This is a genomic window from Halobacillus mangrovi, from assembly GCF_002097535.1.
Taxonomy (GTDB): Bacteria; Bacillota; Bacilli; order Bacillales; family Halobacillaceae; genus Halobacillus; species Halobacillus mangrovi_A.
In genome coordinates this window covers 980,887-997,013 of sequence record NZ_CP020772.1, presented here as the reverse complement: position 1 = coordinate 997,013, position 16,127 = coordinate 980,887, and the positions used below count along the sequence as shown (strand labels likewise).

The window sequence follows — 16,127 nt, the reverse complement described above, 5'->3', positions numbered from 1 at the left end:
ATCTTTATCCTTTCATTCCACAAGAAACTGACCAGTTAATCGATAAAAAATCCTTGTCCACTATTGGATTTCCACCATTTTCAATACAAGATCTTTTCGTTTGTTCAAAAGAATTGTAGTTGAAAACGAGGATTGCAATAAGTAAAGCTGCGCCTATAGATGCTATTGAAATGAACGTTTTTGTGCGTAACTTCATCGTACACCTCCACCCCTCATTTTTTCGTTTTCAATCGGCTTCTGTTATTCATCATGTTACCATATCAAAAACATAGGTTTCTCGATTAAATCTTCCTCAAGAATCCCTTTCTTTTCTCACAAAAAAACACTCCAACCACTGTGGATTGGAGTGTTTCTGCACGTCTTATCTACTTTTCTTATCTTGCCAGACTTTGTATAAGAATCCGGGCAGCTTGGATTGTCGTTTGAAGCGCCATGGTTCAAGGACAAGGCGATACAGCCATTCCAGACCAACTTTTTGAACAGGAGCTGGTGCTCGCTTGATTCTTCCTGAAATGACATCAAACGATCCGCCGACTCCTTGAAAGATGTTGACGTTCAAATCTTTCATATTGTCGATCATCCAATACTCCTGCGCTGGGCTTCCTAGAGCGACAAATAGAATATCAGGGTTCGCTTCGTTGATGGTTTGTTTGATGTACGCTTCATCTTTAATGTATCCATCAAGAACGCCTGCTACTTTCAAATTTGGATACCGTTCTAATAGACGTTCTTTCGCCTGCTCAGCAACGCCCGGCTTCGCTCCGTACAAAAATACGGATTTGCCGTAGAGGGCGGCTTGCTCACAAAGCGTTAAGAACATATCAATGCCGGTGATCCGGTTTTGGATGCCACCTTTGTTCAGCCGGGAAGCGAAAAGGACTCCAACGCCATCCGGAATCTGGTAATCGGCTTTGTTTAAAAGCTCCATCAAATCTGGGTCATCCTGTGCCTTCAGAATCTTTTCGGGATTGATGGCCACGATCATGGATTGCCGATTCTGGCGGATGTCGTCAAAGATTTGCTTGTTGAGCTGCTCATAGGTTGAACTGCTTACATCAACTCCAAGAAACGTTTCCTTCATAGTCTCACCTTTACCCCTACTAATTTTTTGAATCTCCTAATCGCTTGATCATGAATCCTGCGTCTTCCCATGTACCGAGCGGCAGTGCATTTTTCGTATCAAACACGATTCTGTTGTTCATTTTACTTCCTACACGTTCAGGTTCAAGCTCTTTAAATTCATTATGGTCGGTCAATACGACTACAACATCTGCTTGATCAAGAGCTTCATCCATATCCTGTGTCTGATTTGATGCCACATTTTCTTTGATGTGAGGATCATACGTCGTGAAGCTGATGCCTTTTTCAACAAGCTTCTTGATGACTTCAAGGGACGGGCTCTCACGCTGATCGTCGATGTTGGCTTTGAAAGAAAGACCGAAGATCGCGACTTTGCCGTCTGTGATGCCTTTAGATTTAAGAATCTCTTCGATTTTATTAGCTGTGAACGTCGGCATATGATCGTTCGTATTACGTGAAAGCTGAATAATCTTCGATAGCTCCGGCTCAATCTCAGCTAGGAACCATGGATCAACTGCGATACAGTGTCCGCCTACCCCTGGTCCTGGTGTATGGATGTTCACACGCGGGTGGAAGTTCGCTAAGCGAATCGCTTCCCAGGCGTTGACCCCGATCTTTTCACTAATCATCGCAAGCTCGTTTGCAAATGCGATGTTTACGTCCCGATAGGTATTTTCAATCACTTTAACCATTTCAGCTGTCGTTGCATCCGTTAAGTGAATGTTCCCTTTTACGAATCCTTCATAAAGTTCTTTCGTCATTTGCGAAGATTTTTCATTGATGCCGCCTACGATACGGTCGTTGTCGACAAGCTCCTGAAATACCTTCCCTGGAATTACGCGCTCTGGGGAATGGGCGATAAAAATATCTTCGCCGATATTCAGACCGGAACGCTCGAGTACAGGAACCATGACATCTTCAACCGTACGCGGTGGTACGGTTGATTCCAGAATAACGAGGTTGCCTTTTTTCACGTAAGGGACAATGGCTTCTGTCGCATTGCGGACGTAATCAAGGTTTGCTGTTTTGTCCTCACGAATCGGAGATGGAACGGCGATGATAAATACGTCAGCCTCTTCAGGCTCTGTAGAAGCTTTGAACATGCCGCTGTCCACCGCTTCTGCTAAACGTTCTTCCAGTCCGTTTTCTTCTATATGAAGTTGTTTATTGTTAACCATGTTGACGGCTGTTTCGTTGACATCGACTCCATGTACTTTGTGGCCATTAATGGCGAACATGACAGAGGTCGGTAACCCGATATAGCCTAATCCGACCACACACAACGATTTCTTCATTACAAAAACTCCCTTTCCATCCGTTACCTTACCACTGATTCGTTTGTTTCAGCGACGTTATTTATGACAAATTTATGTTTTCCACCTTTTGTTTTCTCAAACTGATCGGTGAGTTCAATCGTAACCTTGTCCAATTCTGCTTGTTTTGCAATGGTTTGTTTCAGTCTCTCTAATTGTTTCTCAAAAGAAGGGTCGTTCAAACGTAGTCTTATGACTATTTCCCCAATTTGATCCTGCTTAACCTGGAATTGCTCGACTGCGTCATACTGCCTGAACGTTGTGGAGAAGAACCCGCCGTGTACTTTGCGGTTATTGCGGCTATAGACAAATTCCTGCTGGCGCCCTTTAATATGAGTAAGTCTAATCAATCCGCGACCGCAAGCACATGGTTCTCTCGTGATTGCTCCGTAGTCTCCCACTTCATAGCGTATAAACGGCATTGCATAGTTGGACAGGTCCGTAAGCAGGATGCGCCCTTCCTCGCCGTCCGGAACTGGGTTGCCATCATCATCGACGATTTCGACGACACAGCGTTCCATGCCGATATGCAATCCTTCGTGCTGATCACATTCAAACGCGGTCACACCCCCGTCATTGGCCCCGTACTGGTCATAGACTTCACAGCCGAACGCTTTTTCAATCGCTTCCCGGTAATGGGGGAACAACACTTCTGACGTTGTAATCACACCGTCCAGTTGAATCTTGTATCCTTTTTTCAAAATGTAATTCGCCAGTTCGTAAGCTGAAGAAGAATAGCTGTACAACAGCTTGACCTTTTTCTTTTTCATGGCGCTCACATAGTGATCCATTGTTTCTTCCGACATATTATAGGAAGAAAACGGGATCCAGTTGTTTAAGTAATAGTATAGCCGTCTTTTCACATCAAATCCTGATAAAAGCGATCCGCCGGCGAGAACCCCGATCTTATCTCCTGGGTGATAGCCTGTGACGTTCCAGCCTCGCCAGAGATTCGCCCACATGAGAGAATGTGAGAGTTTAGGCAGATAGTACTTGAACGGCTCTCCTGTAGACCCTCCTGTGCGTTTTTCCTCAGGAGAATAGTCTTCTATATTATTCGCAAGCACTTTGTTTTTTTGACGTTTCAATTCCTCTTTTCCGACAATGGGAAGTTTTTCTAGATCCTTCACCGTCTGAAAATGAGCAGGAGGAAGGTTATGTTTCTCCATATACTCTTTGTAAAAAGGGACTTCGGCATATGCATGCTTAATCAAGTTGGAGACCTTTTCATCTTGTTCTTTGAGAAGTTCCTTCTGATCTTTCCACTGGTTTTCTTTATACGATTGATAATAATGTAGTGCGTTTGTTTTTCGAATCTTTTCCATCAAACGGATCCTTAACTTCTTGATCCAACCCATAATTCCAACTCCTTAAATGTGTGTCAGATAAAAAATTTTTTTATAGTCTTCGAATTAAGTATTCATTATACGTCTCTTCCTGAATTTTGTTCAAGCAAAACCGCTAGAACCCCTACTCCCTCAAGTATTTACGACTCTATTACATTTTCCTACATTTATAGACAGGGTATGGAATATGGTTTATACTTCACTATGTCAATTGCTAATTGAACAACGACTCAGAGGTGCTTTTTTAATGATGATCAATAAAGAAATGTATAAGAAACTTCTGCTCTTATTTATTATAGTACAACCTGTTCTAGACATCCTTACTTTTTTCTCCATTAAGCAATTCGATTCGAGTTTGACGATTGGAATTATTGTCCGTGTTCTATTTATGGGACTTTCCCTTCTGTTTATTTTCTTTGGGAACTCAAGTACATACAAAAAGTACGTCATTCCCTATTTATTGATTCTCTTTGCAGCGGTCGGCATCGGTCTTGTGTATAATTTCTTCGATAAGCCCGTCTTCGAACCATTCCTTGAGCTTCAATTCTTAGCGAAGACACTCTACTTCATCATCATGTTCTGTTCGTACTTATTGTTATTTACAAACAAAGACCAGATGGATGAAACAAAGCTTGATATTCTGAAGTCGCTAACCATTGCGATGTTGATTGTATCGCTTACCATGTTCCTATCCATTGTGACTGGCACAGCTTCTAATACGTACGAATATGGAAAGTTCGGGTTCAAAGGCTGGTTCTTCTCTGGAAATGAGATTAGCTCGATCATCGCCATCAGCTTCCCGCTCGTCTATTTGTACAGCTTGAAGAAGATGGACAACTTTAAACAGTGGTATTACTTCATTCCTGTCTTATTGCTTGCCATCGTTTCGATCTTAATCGGAACGAAGGTCAGTTATTTCGCCGTACTCGGCGCTTCGATCATCATCGTGTTCAGTTACGTCGTATGGTGGCTTGCTTCACTTATTAAAAAGGCGAAGAATCATACGGTTAACTTGCGTCTGATCATGTCACTCGTCTTCCTCATCCTATTTGGTGCGATCACTCCACTCTCCCCATCGTTTACCAACGTTGCTGGAGATGTCGGTAAAATTAGTGAAGAAAAAGCGAAACAGCAAGAAGAAAAGGATAAAGGCGGAGATTCTGAAGGTGGCATGTCGCCTGAAGGAGAGCCCGCTCCGGACGAAGGGGATATCGACGAGGATGTCTCGTTGATTGAATCACCTGTTCTTCGAATCCTGTTAAGCTCACGAAACTTGTTTTTTGCCAATACGTTAGAACAATATAAGAATGCAGATCTTGTTCAAAAATCCTTTGGAATGGGTTATGCTGGAAACTATAAAGAAAATAGAAAACTGATCGAAATGGACTTCTTTGATCTGTTCTTCTCTTATGGAATTATTGGATCATTATTATTATTCATGCCATTCATTACTCTTGCCTTTCTATTTATTAAGCGACTCTTTACGATGCCGCTTCGAGTCATTACACCTGAAAATGTGTTACTGTTCGTAGCCATCGGCATGGGATCAGGCATCGCTTTCTTAGCCGGCCACGTGTTATACGCACCAGCGGTAAACATTTATCTCGCCCTGCCAATGGTCTTAATGATCATTAACTTGCTGCACGCCCGCAGCCATAAACTCAGCTAAAACCGTTTCCTACGATAAGGAGAATTTTTGATGAAAAAGCACACCATTCTTCATGTCGGCCCACTCCCTCCACCTATTGGAGGGATTTCCGTTTTTATAAGCCAATTGAAGAAATTCACGAGCACCGATTATGATCTACAATTTTTTAATATTTTCCCGAAGAAGAACAAGCCGCTGAACAAACTTGTTTACAACTTGATCGTCCTGTTCAAGTTTTTCTTCGTGATCATGGGAATGAAGCCGGCGTTGGTTCATATCCATACGGCAGGCTTCAAAGCATTCACAAAAAGCCGGTTCTTTCTATTAATAGCTAAAGCTTTGAATTATCCGGTCATCCTCCACGTCCATAGCGGAAAGTTCTTTGATTTTTATGCGAATAGCCCGGAGAAGAAAAAGCGAATGATTGAAGATACACTTGCTCGTGCAGATAAGATTGTATGCCTTTCACAGATTTGGAAGGATGAATTCCTAAAGACTTTCGATGTACCGGAAGAACGATATGCGATCATCACAAATGCTATTTTTACGAAAGAATTCGAAAGCGTTCAGCCAAGCTTCCCGAAAGATAAGAAAACCGTTTTGTTTGTTGGCAAGCTTGGAGCCAATAAAGGCGTTCGTGACATTATTGAAATGGCGAAAAAATTGAAAGAACATCCGACCATCGACTTTAAGCTGATGGGCGACGGCCCGCTAAGAAATGAACTTCAGGAAGAAATCGATGCTAACAACTTGAACATTACTTTGCTTGGAACGATGTCAGGCCAAGAAAAGGTCGAACAGTTCGAAAAAGCTCAACTCTTCATTCTTCCTTCCTATTTTGAAGCTCTGGGCCTATCTAATTTGGAGGGGATGGCTGCAGGGCTTGTGGTACTTTCTACTCAAGTTGGTGCGGTTCCGGATATCATCCATGACGATAAAGAAGGCTATCTTTTTAAACCAGGCGATGTCGATGGATTTGTAGAAAAGATCGTTTCCCTTCAACCAGAAACGATGAAGCGCATGTCTGCTCATAATAAACAGCAGGCAAAAGCGTATGACTTTTCTAACTTAAATAACAGGCTGGAGTCCCTCTATCAGGAGATGATCGGCTAACGAGTCGTATAAGGGCTTAATCGTGAGCGATTTAGTCCTTTTTTTCGTATAATTCTGCTATATTAGATTTTGAAAGAGTTGACATACTAAGTTCAAAACCGATATCTTATAAAGATGTGAAACATCACAACGATGAAAGTTTAACTATATATCAATGAGCGTTTACGCTCTTATACATTACGGGAGGTAGTCAGGAAATGGAAAGTATCTCAGACGAAGCTGTTGTTAACGACGCTGGAATCGATTCCAGCGAATTGATGCAAGATATGTCCTTAGTGTTGTTCGGTGCATCCGGAGATCTCGCAAAACGAAAGCTTTATCCAGCTTTATATAACTTATTCCTTGAGGGTAAAATGCCCCCTTCCATCTCAGTAGTTGGACTGGGGAGAAAGCCTTTCTCCAACGAGGACTTTCATGCCCTTATAAAAGAAGCATTGGAATCATTTTCAAGAAGAGACATTGTGTCTTCCTCTTTAGACGAGTTTCTGGAGAAATTCCGTTACTGCATTTTTGATGCAACAAAACAAGAATCTTATAAGGACTTACAAGATTTTATAGAGACTCGGGAGAGCGAGCTTAACATCCCTGACAATCGCCTCTTTTACTTATCCGTTGCTCCAAAGCTTGTGGATCTGATTACGACGAACTTGCACAAGAATGGCATCAGCCAGACAAAAGGCTGGAAGCGTCTAATCATTGAAAAGCCGTTTGGCAGTGACTTGAAGTCTGCTCAAGAGTTGAATGCAAAGCTGAAAGAAGTGTTCGACGAGGATGAAATCTTCCGTATTGACCACTATCTTGGAAAACCGATGGTTCAAAATCTTGAGTCACTCATTCGTCCGAATCCAATATTGAAATCTTTATGGGATCATCATCAAATCGCAAACGTACAGATCACCGCAAGTGAGACCGTCGGAGTTGGGACAAGAGCCGGCTACTATGATCAAGCAGGTGCGATTCGCGACATGGTTCAAAACCACTTGCTTCAGTTAGTCATGATGACAGCTCTTCACCACCCGAAAAAGTTGTCGCCAAAAGAAATTGAAGATAATAAGAGAGAAATTATGGAGTCCCTTCGTCCTGTTGCGAAAGACGAAATGTCACAGCACATCGTTCGCGGTCAATACGAAGCAGGTGAAGTTGAAGGTGAAACGGTGAAAGCTTACCGCGAAGAAGACGGAATCGATCCGGATTCCAATAATGACACCTTCTTTGCTGCGCGCTTATACATCGATAATGAGTATTGGAAAGGCATTCCGTTTTACATTCGCACAGGAAAACGAATGAAGGAGAAATCCACTCGTATCGTTATCGAGTTTAAAAATGAAGCCGATGAAACAGAAAACCCTGAAGAAATCGGGTTAGTTTCCAATCTATTAGAGATTGAAATCAACCCTGCAGAAAGTGTCAGCTTGAGAGTTAATATTAAGGATCAATCCAACGAGCAGTTTGAACCGGCGTTTATTACGTTTTCTAAAAATCCATCCTCTCAGCCAGAGGCTTACGAGCGTCTGCTGAATGATGCGATGCAAGGAAACTCTACCTACTTCGCGCATTGGAATGAAGTAGAGCTGTCCTGGAAGTGGATTCAGCCGATCCTGGAAGCATTCGAGGAAGACGGACTTCCATTAAACTTCTACCCTGCTGGCTCCACTGGCCCAGAAGCCTCTCACAAGCTGTTAGAAACAGACGGATTTAACTGGTGGTAAAAGTATAGTGTGGAAGCGACTGGTCAGCGACGTACGGACTGGACTGAGCTGGAGGAGATAAAGGAAACACGGAGAACGGAGTGATCCGATGTTGACTTATCGTACAGAAGTGAGGGAAGTCTCGCTAGTTGCTAGGAGCTGGAACCGGTTTTCATTTAAGTGGAGAAGCCTTGGTAGACCCGACAAGCTTAAGAACGAATGTTACGTGAAGTGGTCTTTCTTCACGTAACATTTGGACTTAAGACCTCGAGGGGGTAGGAACTTAAGCTGGATGGTACCAGTCACACGTTAAAACGAAATATAATTTTTTCTTCACAACCATGAAAGGAACAGATCATCTATGACAAAACAACAAATGGGTGTCATCGGTTTAGGAGTCATGGGCGCAAACCTTGCTCTCAATATGGAAGACAACGGCTACTCCGTGTCTGTGTATGACTACTGGACTGATCGCGTAGACGAAATGGTAAACAACGAAGCAGCAACCAAAAATATCAAGGGAACCTACACCGTTGAAGAATTCATCCGTTCACTTGAAAAACCACGTAAAATTCTGATGATGGTAAAAGCAGGTGAAACGACGGATAAAGTTATTGAAACGTTGCTTCCTCACTTGGAAGAGGGAGATATTCTGATCGACGGTGGTAATACATTTTATAAGGATACAGAACGAAGAGCTTCTTCCTTGAAAGAGGCAGGCGTTCACTTTATCGGTACCGGTTTTTCCGGCGGTGAAGAAGGAGCAAGAACAGGCCCTTCCATCATGCCTGGCGGACCTAAAGAAGCCTATGAAGAAGTGCAGCCAATTTTTGATGCGATTTCCGCTAAAGTGGAAGGCACTCCTTGCAGTACCCACATTGGTCCAGAGGGTGCGGGGCATTATGTAAAAATGGTCCACAATGGCATCGAATACGGAGATATGCAGTTGATTTCAGAAGCTTATTTCCTTTTGAAGAATGTCGTTGGTTTAACGGCTCAAGAGCTTCATGATGTGTTTGCCGAATGGAACAAAGGCGAGCTGGACAGCTATCTGATTGAGATTACCGCTGACATTTTTACAAAAATTGATGATGAAACTGGCGAGCCTCTAGTCGAGAGAATTCTCGATACGGCCGGCCAAAAGGGAACCGGAAAGTGGACGAGCATCAATGCTCTGGAGCTTGGGGTTCCGCTTCCGATCATTACAGAATCCGTGTTCGCCCGCTTCATTTCTGCAATGAAGGAAGAGCGTGTGAGAGCGAGCAAGCAGATCAGCGGTCCTGAAATTGCTCCATTCTCTGGAGACAAACAGGCTGCGATTGAATCGGTAAGAAAAGCGTTGTATATGAGTAAAATCTGTTCCTACGCTCAAGGATTCGCTCAGATGCAATCCGCTTCTAAGGAAAAAGAATGGAACCTCAATTATGGGGACATTGCTATGATCTTCCGTGGGGGCTGTATCATCCGTGCTCAGTTTCTTCAAAAAATCAAAGAAGCGTATGACAGAGATGCTGATTTAGATAACCTGCTTCTTGATCCGTATTTCAAAGATATCGCTGAGAAGTATCAGTCCAGCTTACGTGAAGTTGTAGGCATGGGCGTTACCAACGGAGTTCCTGTCCCAGCGCTATCAAGCGCCATTGCTTATTTTGACAGCTATCGTACAGCGGATCTTCCTGCGAACCTTCTGCAGGCCCAACGTGACTATTTCGGTGCGCACACGTATCAGCGAAAAGATAAAGAAGGCACCTTCCATACCGAATGGACAAAATAAGACGGTAGAGAAATACAGCTCAACTCTGAGCTGTATTTTTTATATTCCGAGGAATTTATGGAATACTGAGGAGAGGAATTAAATACCCCACCCACTATATAAGACTCGTTACGTATTATGAAAAGAGGTGATTAGACTTGGATAAAACAACAAATCATGTTCAAGTCGGCATTAAAGAAAATTCCATTCAGTTCTTCTTACTCGTTGTCATTAATTTGTTCGTCGGTTCGATGGTCGGTTTAGAACGGACAATTCTCCCTATTATAGGTGAAGAAAATTTCGGCATTGCTTCTACCAGCGCCGCGCTATCCTTTATCGTCAGTTTCGGCTTTTCCAAAGCCATTGTAAATTTCTTTGCGGGTGACCTAGCTGATCGATACGGACGCAAACAAGTGCTGGTTGTCGGTTGGTTCATAGGATTCATTGTTCCTTTACTCGTGATTTTCGCTCACGCCTGGTGGGTGATTATTGTTGCTAACATTTTCTTAGGGGTCAACCAATCTTTAACCTGGTCGATGACCGTGAACATGAAGGTGGATCTTGCTAAATCGGACCAAAGAGGATTAGCCGTAGGGTTTAATGAATTCGCCGGTTATCTAGGTGTTGCTTTGATGGCTGCCGTATCTGGTTACATTGCTTACACATACTCACTCAGTCCAGAACTGTTTTACATCGGCATTGGTCTTGTAATAATCGGTATCATTCTATCCTTAATTGTTAAAAATACAGATCAGCATCTTAAGCTTCAGTCGAAACAGCAAAAGAACCGGGAACAATCGATATCTATTGGGGAAGTATTCAAGCAAACTTCCTGGAAGGATAGAAATTTATCAAGCAGCAGTTTTGCTGGATTAACGACGAACTTGAAAGATGGAATGGCCTGGGGACTTTTCCCGATCTTTTTTGCAGCAGGCGGGTTATCCGTTGGCCAAATTGGAACGGTCGTTGCTGTCTATCCTGCTGCCTGGGGATTCTTTCAGCTGTTTACAGGCTTATGGAGTGACAGAATCGGACGTAAAAAACTGATCGTCTCAGGGATGTTTGTGCAAGCTTTTTCTCTGTGGTTCATATTATTCGTCGATACCTTTTCCTTATGGATTGCCGGAGCGCTGTTATTAGGAATTGGAACCGCTATGGTATATCCAACGATTATAGCCTCCGTTAGTGATGTGGCCCATCCCGATTGGCGGGCAAGATCCTTAGGGGTTTACCGATTCTGGCGGGACAGTGGCTATGCCTTTGGTGCCTTACTTGCAGGGATCATCGCAGATACGCTTTCCGTCCACTGGGCGATCGGTCTTGTTGCCCTTCTCCCCTTCCTATCGGGAGTGATCTCACTTTCAAGGACAGACGAAACCTTACAAGGAAAATAGAATTCCCATCAAAACGCGCAGCCCCATTGGACAGGGCTGCGCCTTTTTATTATTTGAATAGGTTAGGCTGTTGTTTTTCTTCTATAGAGAAGCATTCCTCCGCCGAGTAGAATCAGTACTCCTCCCAGCATGAGAGAAGTAGGATAAGAAGTCGCCGTGTCAGGCATTTCTCCGCCTTCTTTGATTGTTTCCTCTAAAGGCTTCGCTTGATCCAATACCTCTTGCGGAATTTCGATTGGATCTACGCCGTTAAAGTTCTCTAGAGTCATCTTAGTAGACTGAGAAATGGTCGCTGGCTCTTCTCCTGTTTTAATAGTCATCTCAAGATCCATCATCATACTCGTAAGGTAGTGATTCTCCTTATCAATGGTCATCTGATAGGAGACATCTTTGATTTCTACATCTTCAAGTAATTGCTTCATCATGGAGTCCATTTCTTTATTACTCTCGGTATTCATGTTTGACTGCATCATTTTCATCGACATTTCTAAGAGCTTTTGTCCATCTCCTTCAAACGTAAGCACATAGGCTTCCTCTTCTTCCTGCACACTCATGTCTTTCGCAAGTGTGAGCGCCTGATTCAATTGCCCATCTGCCATGGCCATCTTTTGAATAGATTTATTCATCTCATCAGATAGTTTTACCCATCCTTCACCAGGCATTTCGGCATAATACCCCTGTTCCGTTAAATAAGACTCTACTGTGCTTCCTGGCATTTTTGTAGTCATATGCATAGCAAATGGATCTAAAGTAACATCGGAAACAGCTTCAGAGGTCATCGTCTTACTGTTGCCCTCATTCATCATGGGCATGGGTGATTCTGTAACGGTGCGGAGGGTGTAGCTATCGAGCCCCTTCATCGCTTCATTCGATTTCTTCAGAATTTCTTCTGCACTCATTTCTGCGGCTGCAATTTGGAAAGGCAAAACGAACAGGACAACGAGGGCTACGGACAGGCTAAACAGCTTTTTCAACATCGAAACACTCCTAGTATGAATTTGGCAAAATTTCATGAGTCTATGTATGCGAGAAACAAGGCTGACGTTTAACCCACTTTTTTCCACCTACCACCTAGTAGCCTAATTATGACAAAAATAAACATTTTTATGTGATTATTTTTTACTATGTAACTGACCAAAAAAAAGCAGCCAATCAAGGCTGCCTTTTTCTATGATTTTAACTTAGGATTTTCTTTCTTCGCTTCTTTCACTCTTGGTTTACGATATCCGCCAGCAATGTCGGCTTGCTTAAATTCTTTTGCATAAATGACTTCCTGCGCGTCGGATAATTGATCCCCATTTCCTCTTATCGGTTGATACTGTGCATTATTTGCCATAGTGTTCATCCTTTCTTTGGAATTGGGTTATGTACAGGTTGTTCCACGTTGGAAAAGCCATTAAACGTGCAAGTACATTAATTATTTAGAACGACAAGGAACAATTAAAACCACTTACTCAAAAGAGACCTTTTTTATCAATAGTTATAATTCTGTTCAGGAAGTTGCTCATAAACACCAGAATCAGCTTTCAATATAGAACCATCAGCAATGGCTTCAGAAGTTTCTTGCATCGCTAGAAATGCTTGCTTAGTTAAGTACCCATTTGATTTCTGTCCTAATACGTATGGTTCATAGCTGTTATCAGCCATTCCCCTCATTTCAAATAGAATAACTGGAATATCATATTGAAGTGCCATCGCATTAGAAGCAACATTCGGTTTAGAAGTAGGAGCATCATATTTAAATATATGTGTCCAGCCCAGTGGCTCCAAACCTTGGTATAAAACAGTTGCTAATCGCTTAGATTGCTCTGTAACTACAGAATTAACTTCAGGATTCTGCGGGGTTAGAAGAGAGCCGGTAGTATACCTATCGTTATAATCTTCCTGTGTCCCTTGATGGTGCATATCTATCATATAATCTATCTTGTATTTTTGGAGAACATTCTCATGTAAGGCTTTGGTTTCTGGTGCTGCCTTTTTAACATGGTCGCGATTTAGATCGACTCTATTTGCATTATAACGTGTTAGATGACGTCCGCTGGCTACGTGATCCTCTAAGGAAAAATTAACATCACCCATGGCTCCATCTGCATTCAACATTGGCAAAATAAGAATATTCACATGTTTAAGCATCTTTTGATTCTTTTTACTATTGGAACCTAAGTGACGAATGTAATCGAGGGCTCCTTCTGTTGTTAGTGCCTCATTACCATGTTGCTGTGTAAGATAAAGAATGGTCGGATTATCTGGATTAGTTATGTATTTGACTAAGAAAATTTCCCTTCCCTCATTCGTTTCCCCAATCACTTCTAAATCCATCTGTTCCTGCTTCACATCTTCTTTTTGCAGAAAACTCTTCATCTCCTTGTAAGTAGTCAGCATTGCTGTCTGTACTGTCTCGTTACCGTTAACATCAGGTCCATTTGCTGCAAAAGAGGGGGTAATCCCCACACCTGCAGTTGCAAGGGTGATGGATAAAGACATAGCTATTACTTTTTTCTTCATATGCTCATCTCCTTAAAGTGGTTATACGAAATTAGTAAAGGAAGGAAAGAAGTTTCCTCTACTACTAAAATTAATTCTACATATGTAAAAATTATCCTTTAATAGATTTTAAATCCAGGATGCTTATGGAGTATATCCCCTTAGTCCTTTCCCCTTTCCATCCTTATTAGTAGATTTCCACTACATCAGAATCATTTTTTTATCCGCTAATAACAACAAGTGACTGTATCTTCAACTGTAAAATCCGGTGATTTAGAGAAGTCCATTACGTTAACAGCCGAATAATTTCAATCGTTATTAAAGCAAAAGCCCTGTCTCTGATATTCAGAAACAGGGCTTTGCTTTTTATTGAGTGACTACTTCTTTAAGATCAGCTACCAGGATATACCGCTCTGGTGCAGACCCGATAAAATTAAATGGATAACACGTCGTTACGGTTAACGTTGCCTGTGGTTTGGGTACAATGACTGTCCGATCATCTGCATCGACGATTCGTACTTTTCTTACTTTATACGTGAATTCGCCAGCATCCGTCATTACGATAAGGAGATCATTCATCCCCACTTCCCCTAGTCTGCGAAAAACCGTGTCGCGGTGTCCGGAAAGCACTGAATTGTCTTTTTCACCAGGCAGTACACTTCCCGCAAAATGACCGACACCTTTTTCAAGTTCATCTTCATCGGTTCCGTGGTAGATAGGCAGAGTCGCATCCAATTTCGGAATGTACAATTCTCCCATTCTTTCCCCTTGTTTTGGACGATTTTTATATAAGGGTTCGGCGCTTACCTCTTTTGATGGAGGTGTAACGTTAGCATCCGCTTCCTTGGGGGCTATTGAATGGTCCTCTATCGTTTTTTCTTTTGGAACTATTCCTGATTTGAACAGAACATATCCCTTGGCAAACGTGTATACATTCGTCGTTGTGAGCCATAATCCTGCGGTCAGTAAGCCCACACTTACAACCAAGAGCAGATACCTTTTTACTTTCTTACTTCTGAGCATACTTGAACCTGCGGTAAAAGAAGAAACCTAACGCCAACATAGCGAAACCTGCAGCCGCTTTTTCAACAGCAAACGAAGCTGTTTTTGGTAATTTTGCGCCTTGTTCCGTTTGGATGGCCGGACGGTTTTCCACTGTATCAGGTTTTACTGGTTCAGATTTCACAGGTGCTTTTTTAGCTGGAGTTGCCTTCGCGCTTTCGCTTTGCTCCTGAATGACACTTAGTTGTTCCAGGTCGTTACCAGTATCTTTAATTAGTTCTGAGCTAAACATATCTCCTGTAAGGACCAGGTCTGCGAGAAACTCGCCTTTAGTGTTGTGAAGGACGATCATTAAATCGTAACCTTCGGATGAAGTCATCCCTAAGATCGTTGAGATGGATACCTGCTCTTTTGCGCCATCTTTTACTAAATAAAAGGAAACATCTAAATCCAGGAGTTGCATCATCTGAGTAAAGATATCAAGCAATTCAGCTATTTGCTCAGCAGTTAACTCTGTGGCTACTTCAAAGTCTGCAAAAGCCATCATCCGCGCAGAAAGCTCATCAAGTCTTTCTATTTTTGCAGGGTCCTCAAGATCCAACTCCATTAAATGATTAAATAATCGCTCTAACTCTTCTTCAGTAAGCCCAAAGTCTGTAAAAAGACCATCGAGATCACCATATTCTATTTCCTCATCACTATAGAGGTAGTTCCATAATGCCCAATCCAGTTCTTCTACGTACTCGTAGTTTTCAATGGAATCACCATTCTGGTTTAATAAATCTACAAGCTCTTCATAGCTTAACTCATAATCTTCAAGCAGTTGATGGAGGGTTTCATCTGTCAAAGGAGTCATATTGTAAAAAGAGAGGTCCATATCCAAATCCTCAACAAGGGCATAAGCATCCAGAATGCTTTGGCCTTCCTCCAGTTCCCCATTCTCTATTAATAATTGAGATGCTTCCTCAAGACTTAAACCATAATCACTGAGCAGTACATTCAAATTTTCTTCCGTCAATGGTTCTCCTAAAAATTCTCTCAGTTCATCCATGTCTTCGAAATCTTCAAGACTCAGTTCATAAAAATCAAGATATTCCTCTAAATCCTGAACCGTCCATCCCAGCTCTGCTACGAAACTTTCTACCTCATTCGTATGAGGAGCTGCATAATTTACACCAGGGAACAAAGTAACAACCAACCCCACCAAAACAGCCATAACTAAACCTCTCACCAATTTTCCTCCTACTATTCAATTGTTAATATCTAGAATATTATAAATCTACTTTTTCAAAATAGATAGCTTTAT

General features: G+C 42.2%; 14 protein-coding genes. 5 read left to right on the top strand and 9 right to left on the bottom strand.

Annotation, left to right across the window (positions count from 1 at the left end):
* Window positions 1-4: 4 nt before the first annotated feature.
* From HM131_RS04920 to HM131_RS04905, 4 genes are all read right to left on the bottom strand, one after another.
* Window positions 5-196 (bottom strand): hypothetical protein, encoded by a 192-nt coding sequence (locus HM131_RS04920; RefSeq protein WP_085028528.1) that lies wholly within the window; start codon window positions 194-196, stop codon window positions 5-7.
* A gap of 165 nt (window positions 197-361) precedes the next feature.
* Window positions 362-1,081, bottom strand: coding sequence for a WecB/TagA/CpsF family glycosyltransferase (locus HM131_RS04915; RefSeq protein ID WP_085028526.1), 720 nt, complete (start codon window positions 1,079-1,081; stop codon window positions 362-364).
* 19 nt (window positions 1,082-1,100) lie between these two features.
* Entirely contained in the window at window positions 1,101-2,375 is a 1,275-nt protein-coding gene (locus HM131_RS04910; RefSeq protein ID WP_085028524.1) for a nucleotide sugar dehydrogenase, read from the bottom strand.
* Between the two features lie 23 nt (window positions 2,376-2,398).
* On the bottom strand, window positions 2,399-3,751 hold the full coding sequence (locus HM131_RS04905) for a phenylacetate--CoA ligase family protein (RefSeq protein ID WP_085028522.1): 1,353 nt from the start codon (window positions 3,749-3,751) through the stop codon (window positions 2,399-2,401).
* A gap of 235 nt (window positions 3,752-3,986) precedes the next feature.
* On the opposite strand from HM131_RS04905, the gene HM131_RS04900 reads away from it, so the two are divergent.
* The 5 genes from HM131_RS04900 to HM131_RS04880 all read left to right on the top strand — a co-directional run bounded on the left by HM131_RS04900 (window position 3,987) and on the right by HM131_RS04880 (window position 11,335).
* The gene (locus tag HM131_RS04900; protein ID WP_232324872.1) at window positions 3,987-5,408 is read left to right on the top strand and encodes an O-antigen ligase family protein; all 1,422 of its coding nucleotides are present in this window, start codon (window positions 3,987-3,989) and stop codon (window positions 5,406-5,408) included.
* Between the two features lie 30 nt (window positions 5,409-5,438).
* Window positions 5,439-6,500 carry a glycosyltransferase family 4 protein gene (locus HM131_RS04895; RefSeq protein ID WP_085028518.1) on the top strand — a complete coding sequence of 354 codons (1,062 nt, stop codon included), beginning with the start codon at window positions 5,439-5,441 and terminating at the stop codon, window positions 6,498-6,500.
* 257 nt (window positions 6,501-6,757) lie between these two features.
* Window positions 6,758-8,209, top strand: a complete 1,452-nt coding sequence (gene zwf, locus HM131_RS04890; RefSeq protein WP_085031803.1) for a glucose-6-phosphate dehydrogenase — start codon at window positions 6,758-6,760, stop codon at window positions 8,207-8,209.
* Between the two features lie 340 nt (window positions 8,210-8,549).
* Entirely contained in the window at window positions 8,550-9,962 is a 1,413-nt protein-coding gene (gene gndA / locus HM131_RS04885; protein ID WP_085028516.1) for an NADP-dependent phosphogluconate dehydrogenase, read from the top strand.
* Between the two features lie 137 nt (window positions 9,963-10,099).
* Entirely contained in the window at window positions 10,100-11,335 is a 1,236-nt protein-coding gene (locus HM131_RS04880) for an MFS transporter (RefSeq protein WP_085028514.1), read from the top strand.
* 62 nt (window positions 11,336-11,397) lie between these two features.
* Here HM131_RS04880 and HM131_RS04875 read toward each other — a convergent pair whose 3' ends face one another.
* The 5 genes from HM131_RS04875 to HM131_RS04855 all read right to left on the bottom strand — a co-directional run bounded on the left by HM131_RS04875 (window position 11,398) and on the right by HM131_RS04855 (window position 16,052).
* Window positions 11,398-12,312, bottom strand: coding sequence for a DUF6612 family protein (locus tag HM131_RS04875; protein ID WP_085028512.1), 915 nt, complete (start codon window positions 12,310-12,312; stop codon window positions 11,398-11,400).
* 191 nt (window positions 12,313-12,503) lie between these two features.
* Window positions 12,504-12,671, bottom strand: coding sequence for a YfhE family protein (locus HM131_RS04870; RefSeq protein ID WP_085028510.1), 168 nt, complete (start codon window positions 12,669-12,671; stop codon window positions 12,504-12,506).
* Window positions 12,672-12,808: 137 nt separating this feature from the next.
* Window positions 12,809-13,840 carry a M14 family zinc carboxypeptidase gene (locus HM131_RS04865; RefSeq protein ID WP_085028508.1) on the bottom strand — a complete coding sequence of 344 codons (1,032 nt, stop codon included), beginning with the start codon at window positions 13,838-13,840 and terminating at the stop codon, window positions 12,809-12,811.
* Between the two features lie 345 nt (window positions 13,841-14,185).
* Window positions 14,186-14,842: a class D sortase gene (locus HM131_RS04860; RefSeq protein WP_085028506.1), complete on the bottom strand. Its 657-nt coding sequence runs from the start codon at window positions 14,840-14,842 to the stop codon at window positions 14,186-14,188.
* The gene (locus tag HM131_RS04855; RefSeq protein ID WP_085028504.1) at window positions 14,829-16,052 is read right to left on the bottom strand and encodes a processed acidic surface protein; all 1,224 of its coding nucleotides are present in this window, start codon (window positions 16,050-16,052) and stop codon (window positions 14,829-14,831) included. Before HM131_RS04855 ends, HM131_RS04860 begins: the two co-directional genes overlap by 14 nt.
* Between the last annotated feature and the right edge of the window lie 75 nt (window positions 16,053-16,127).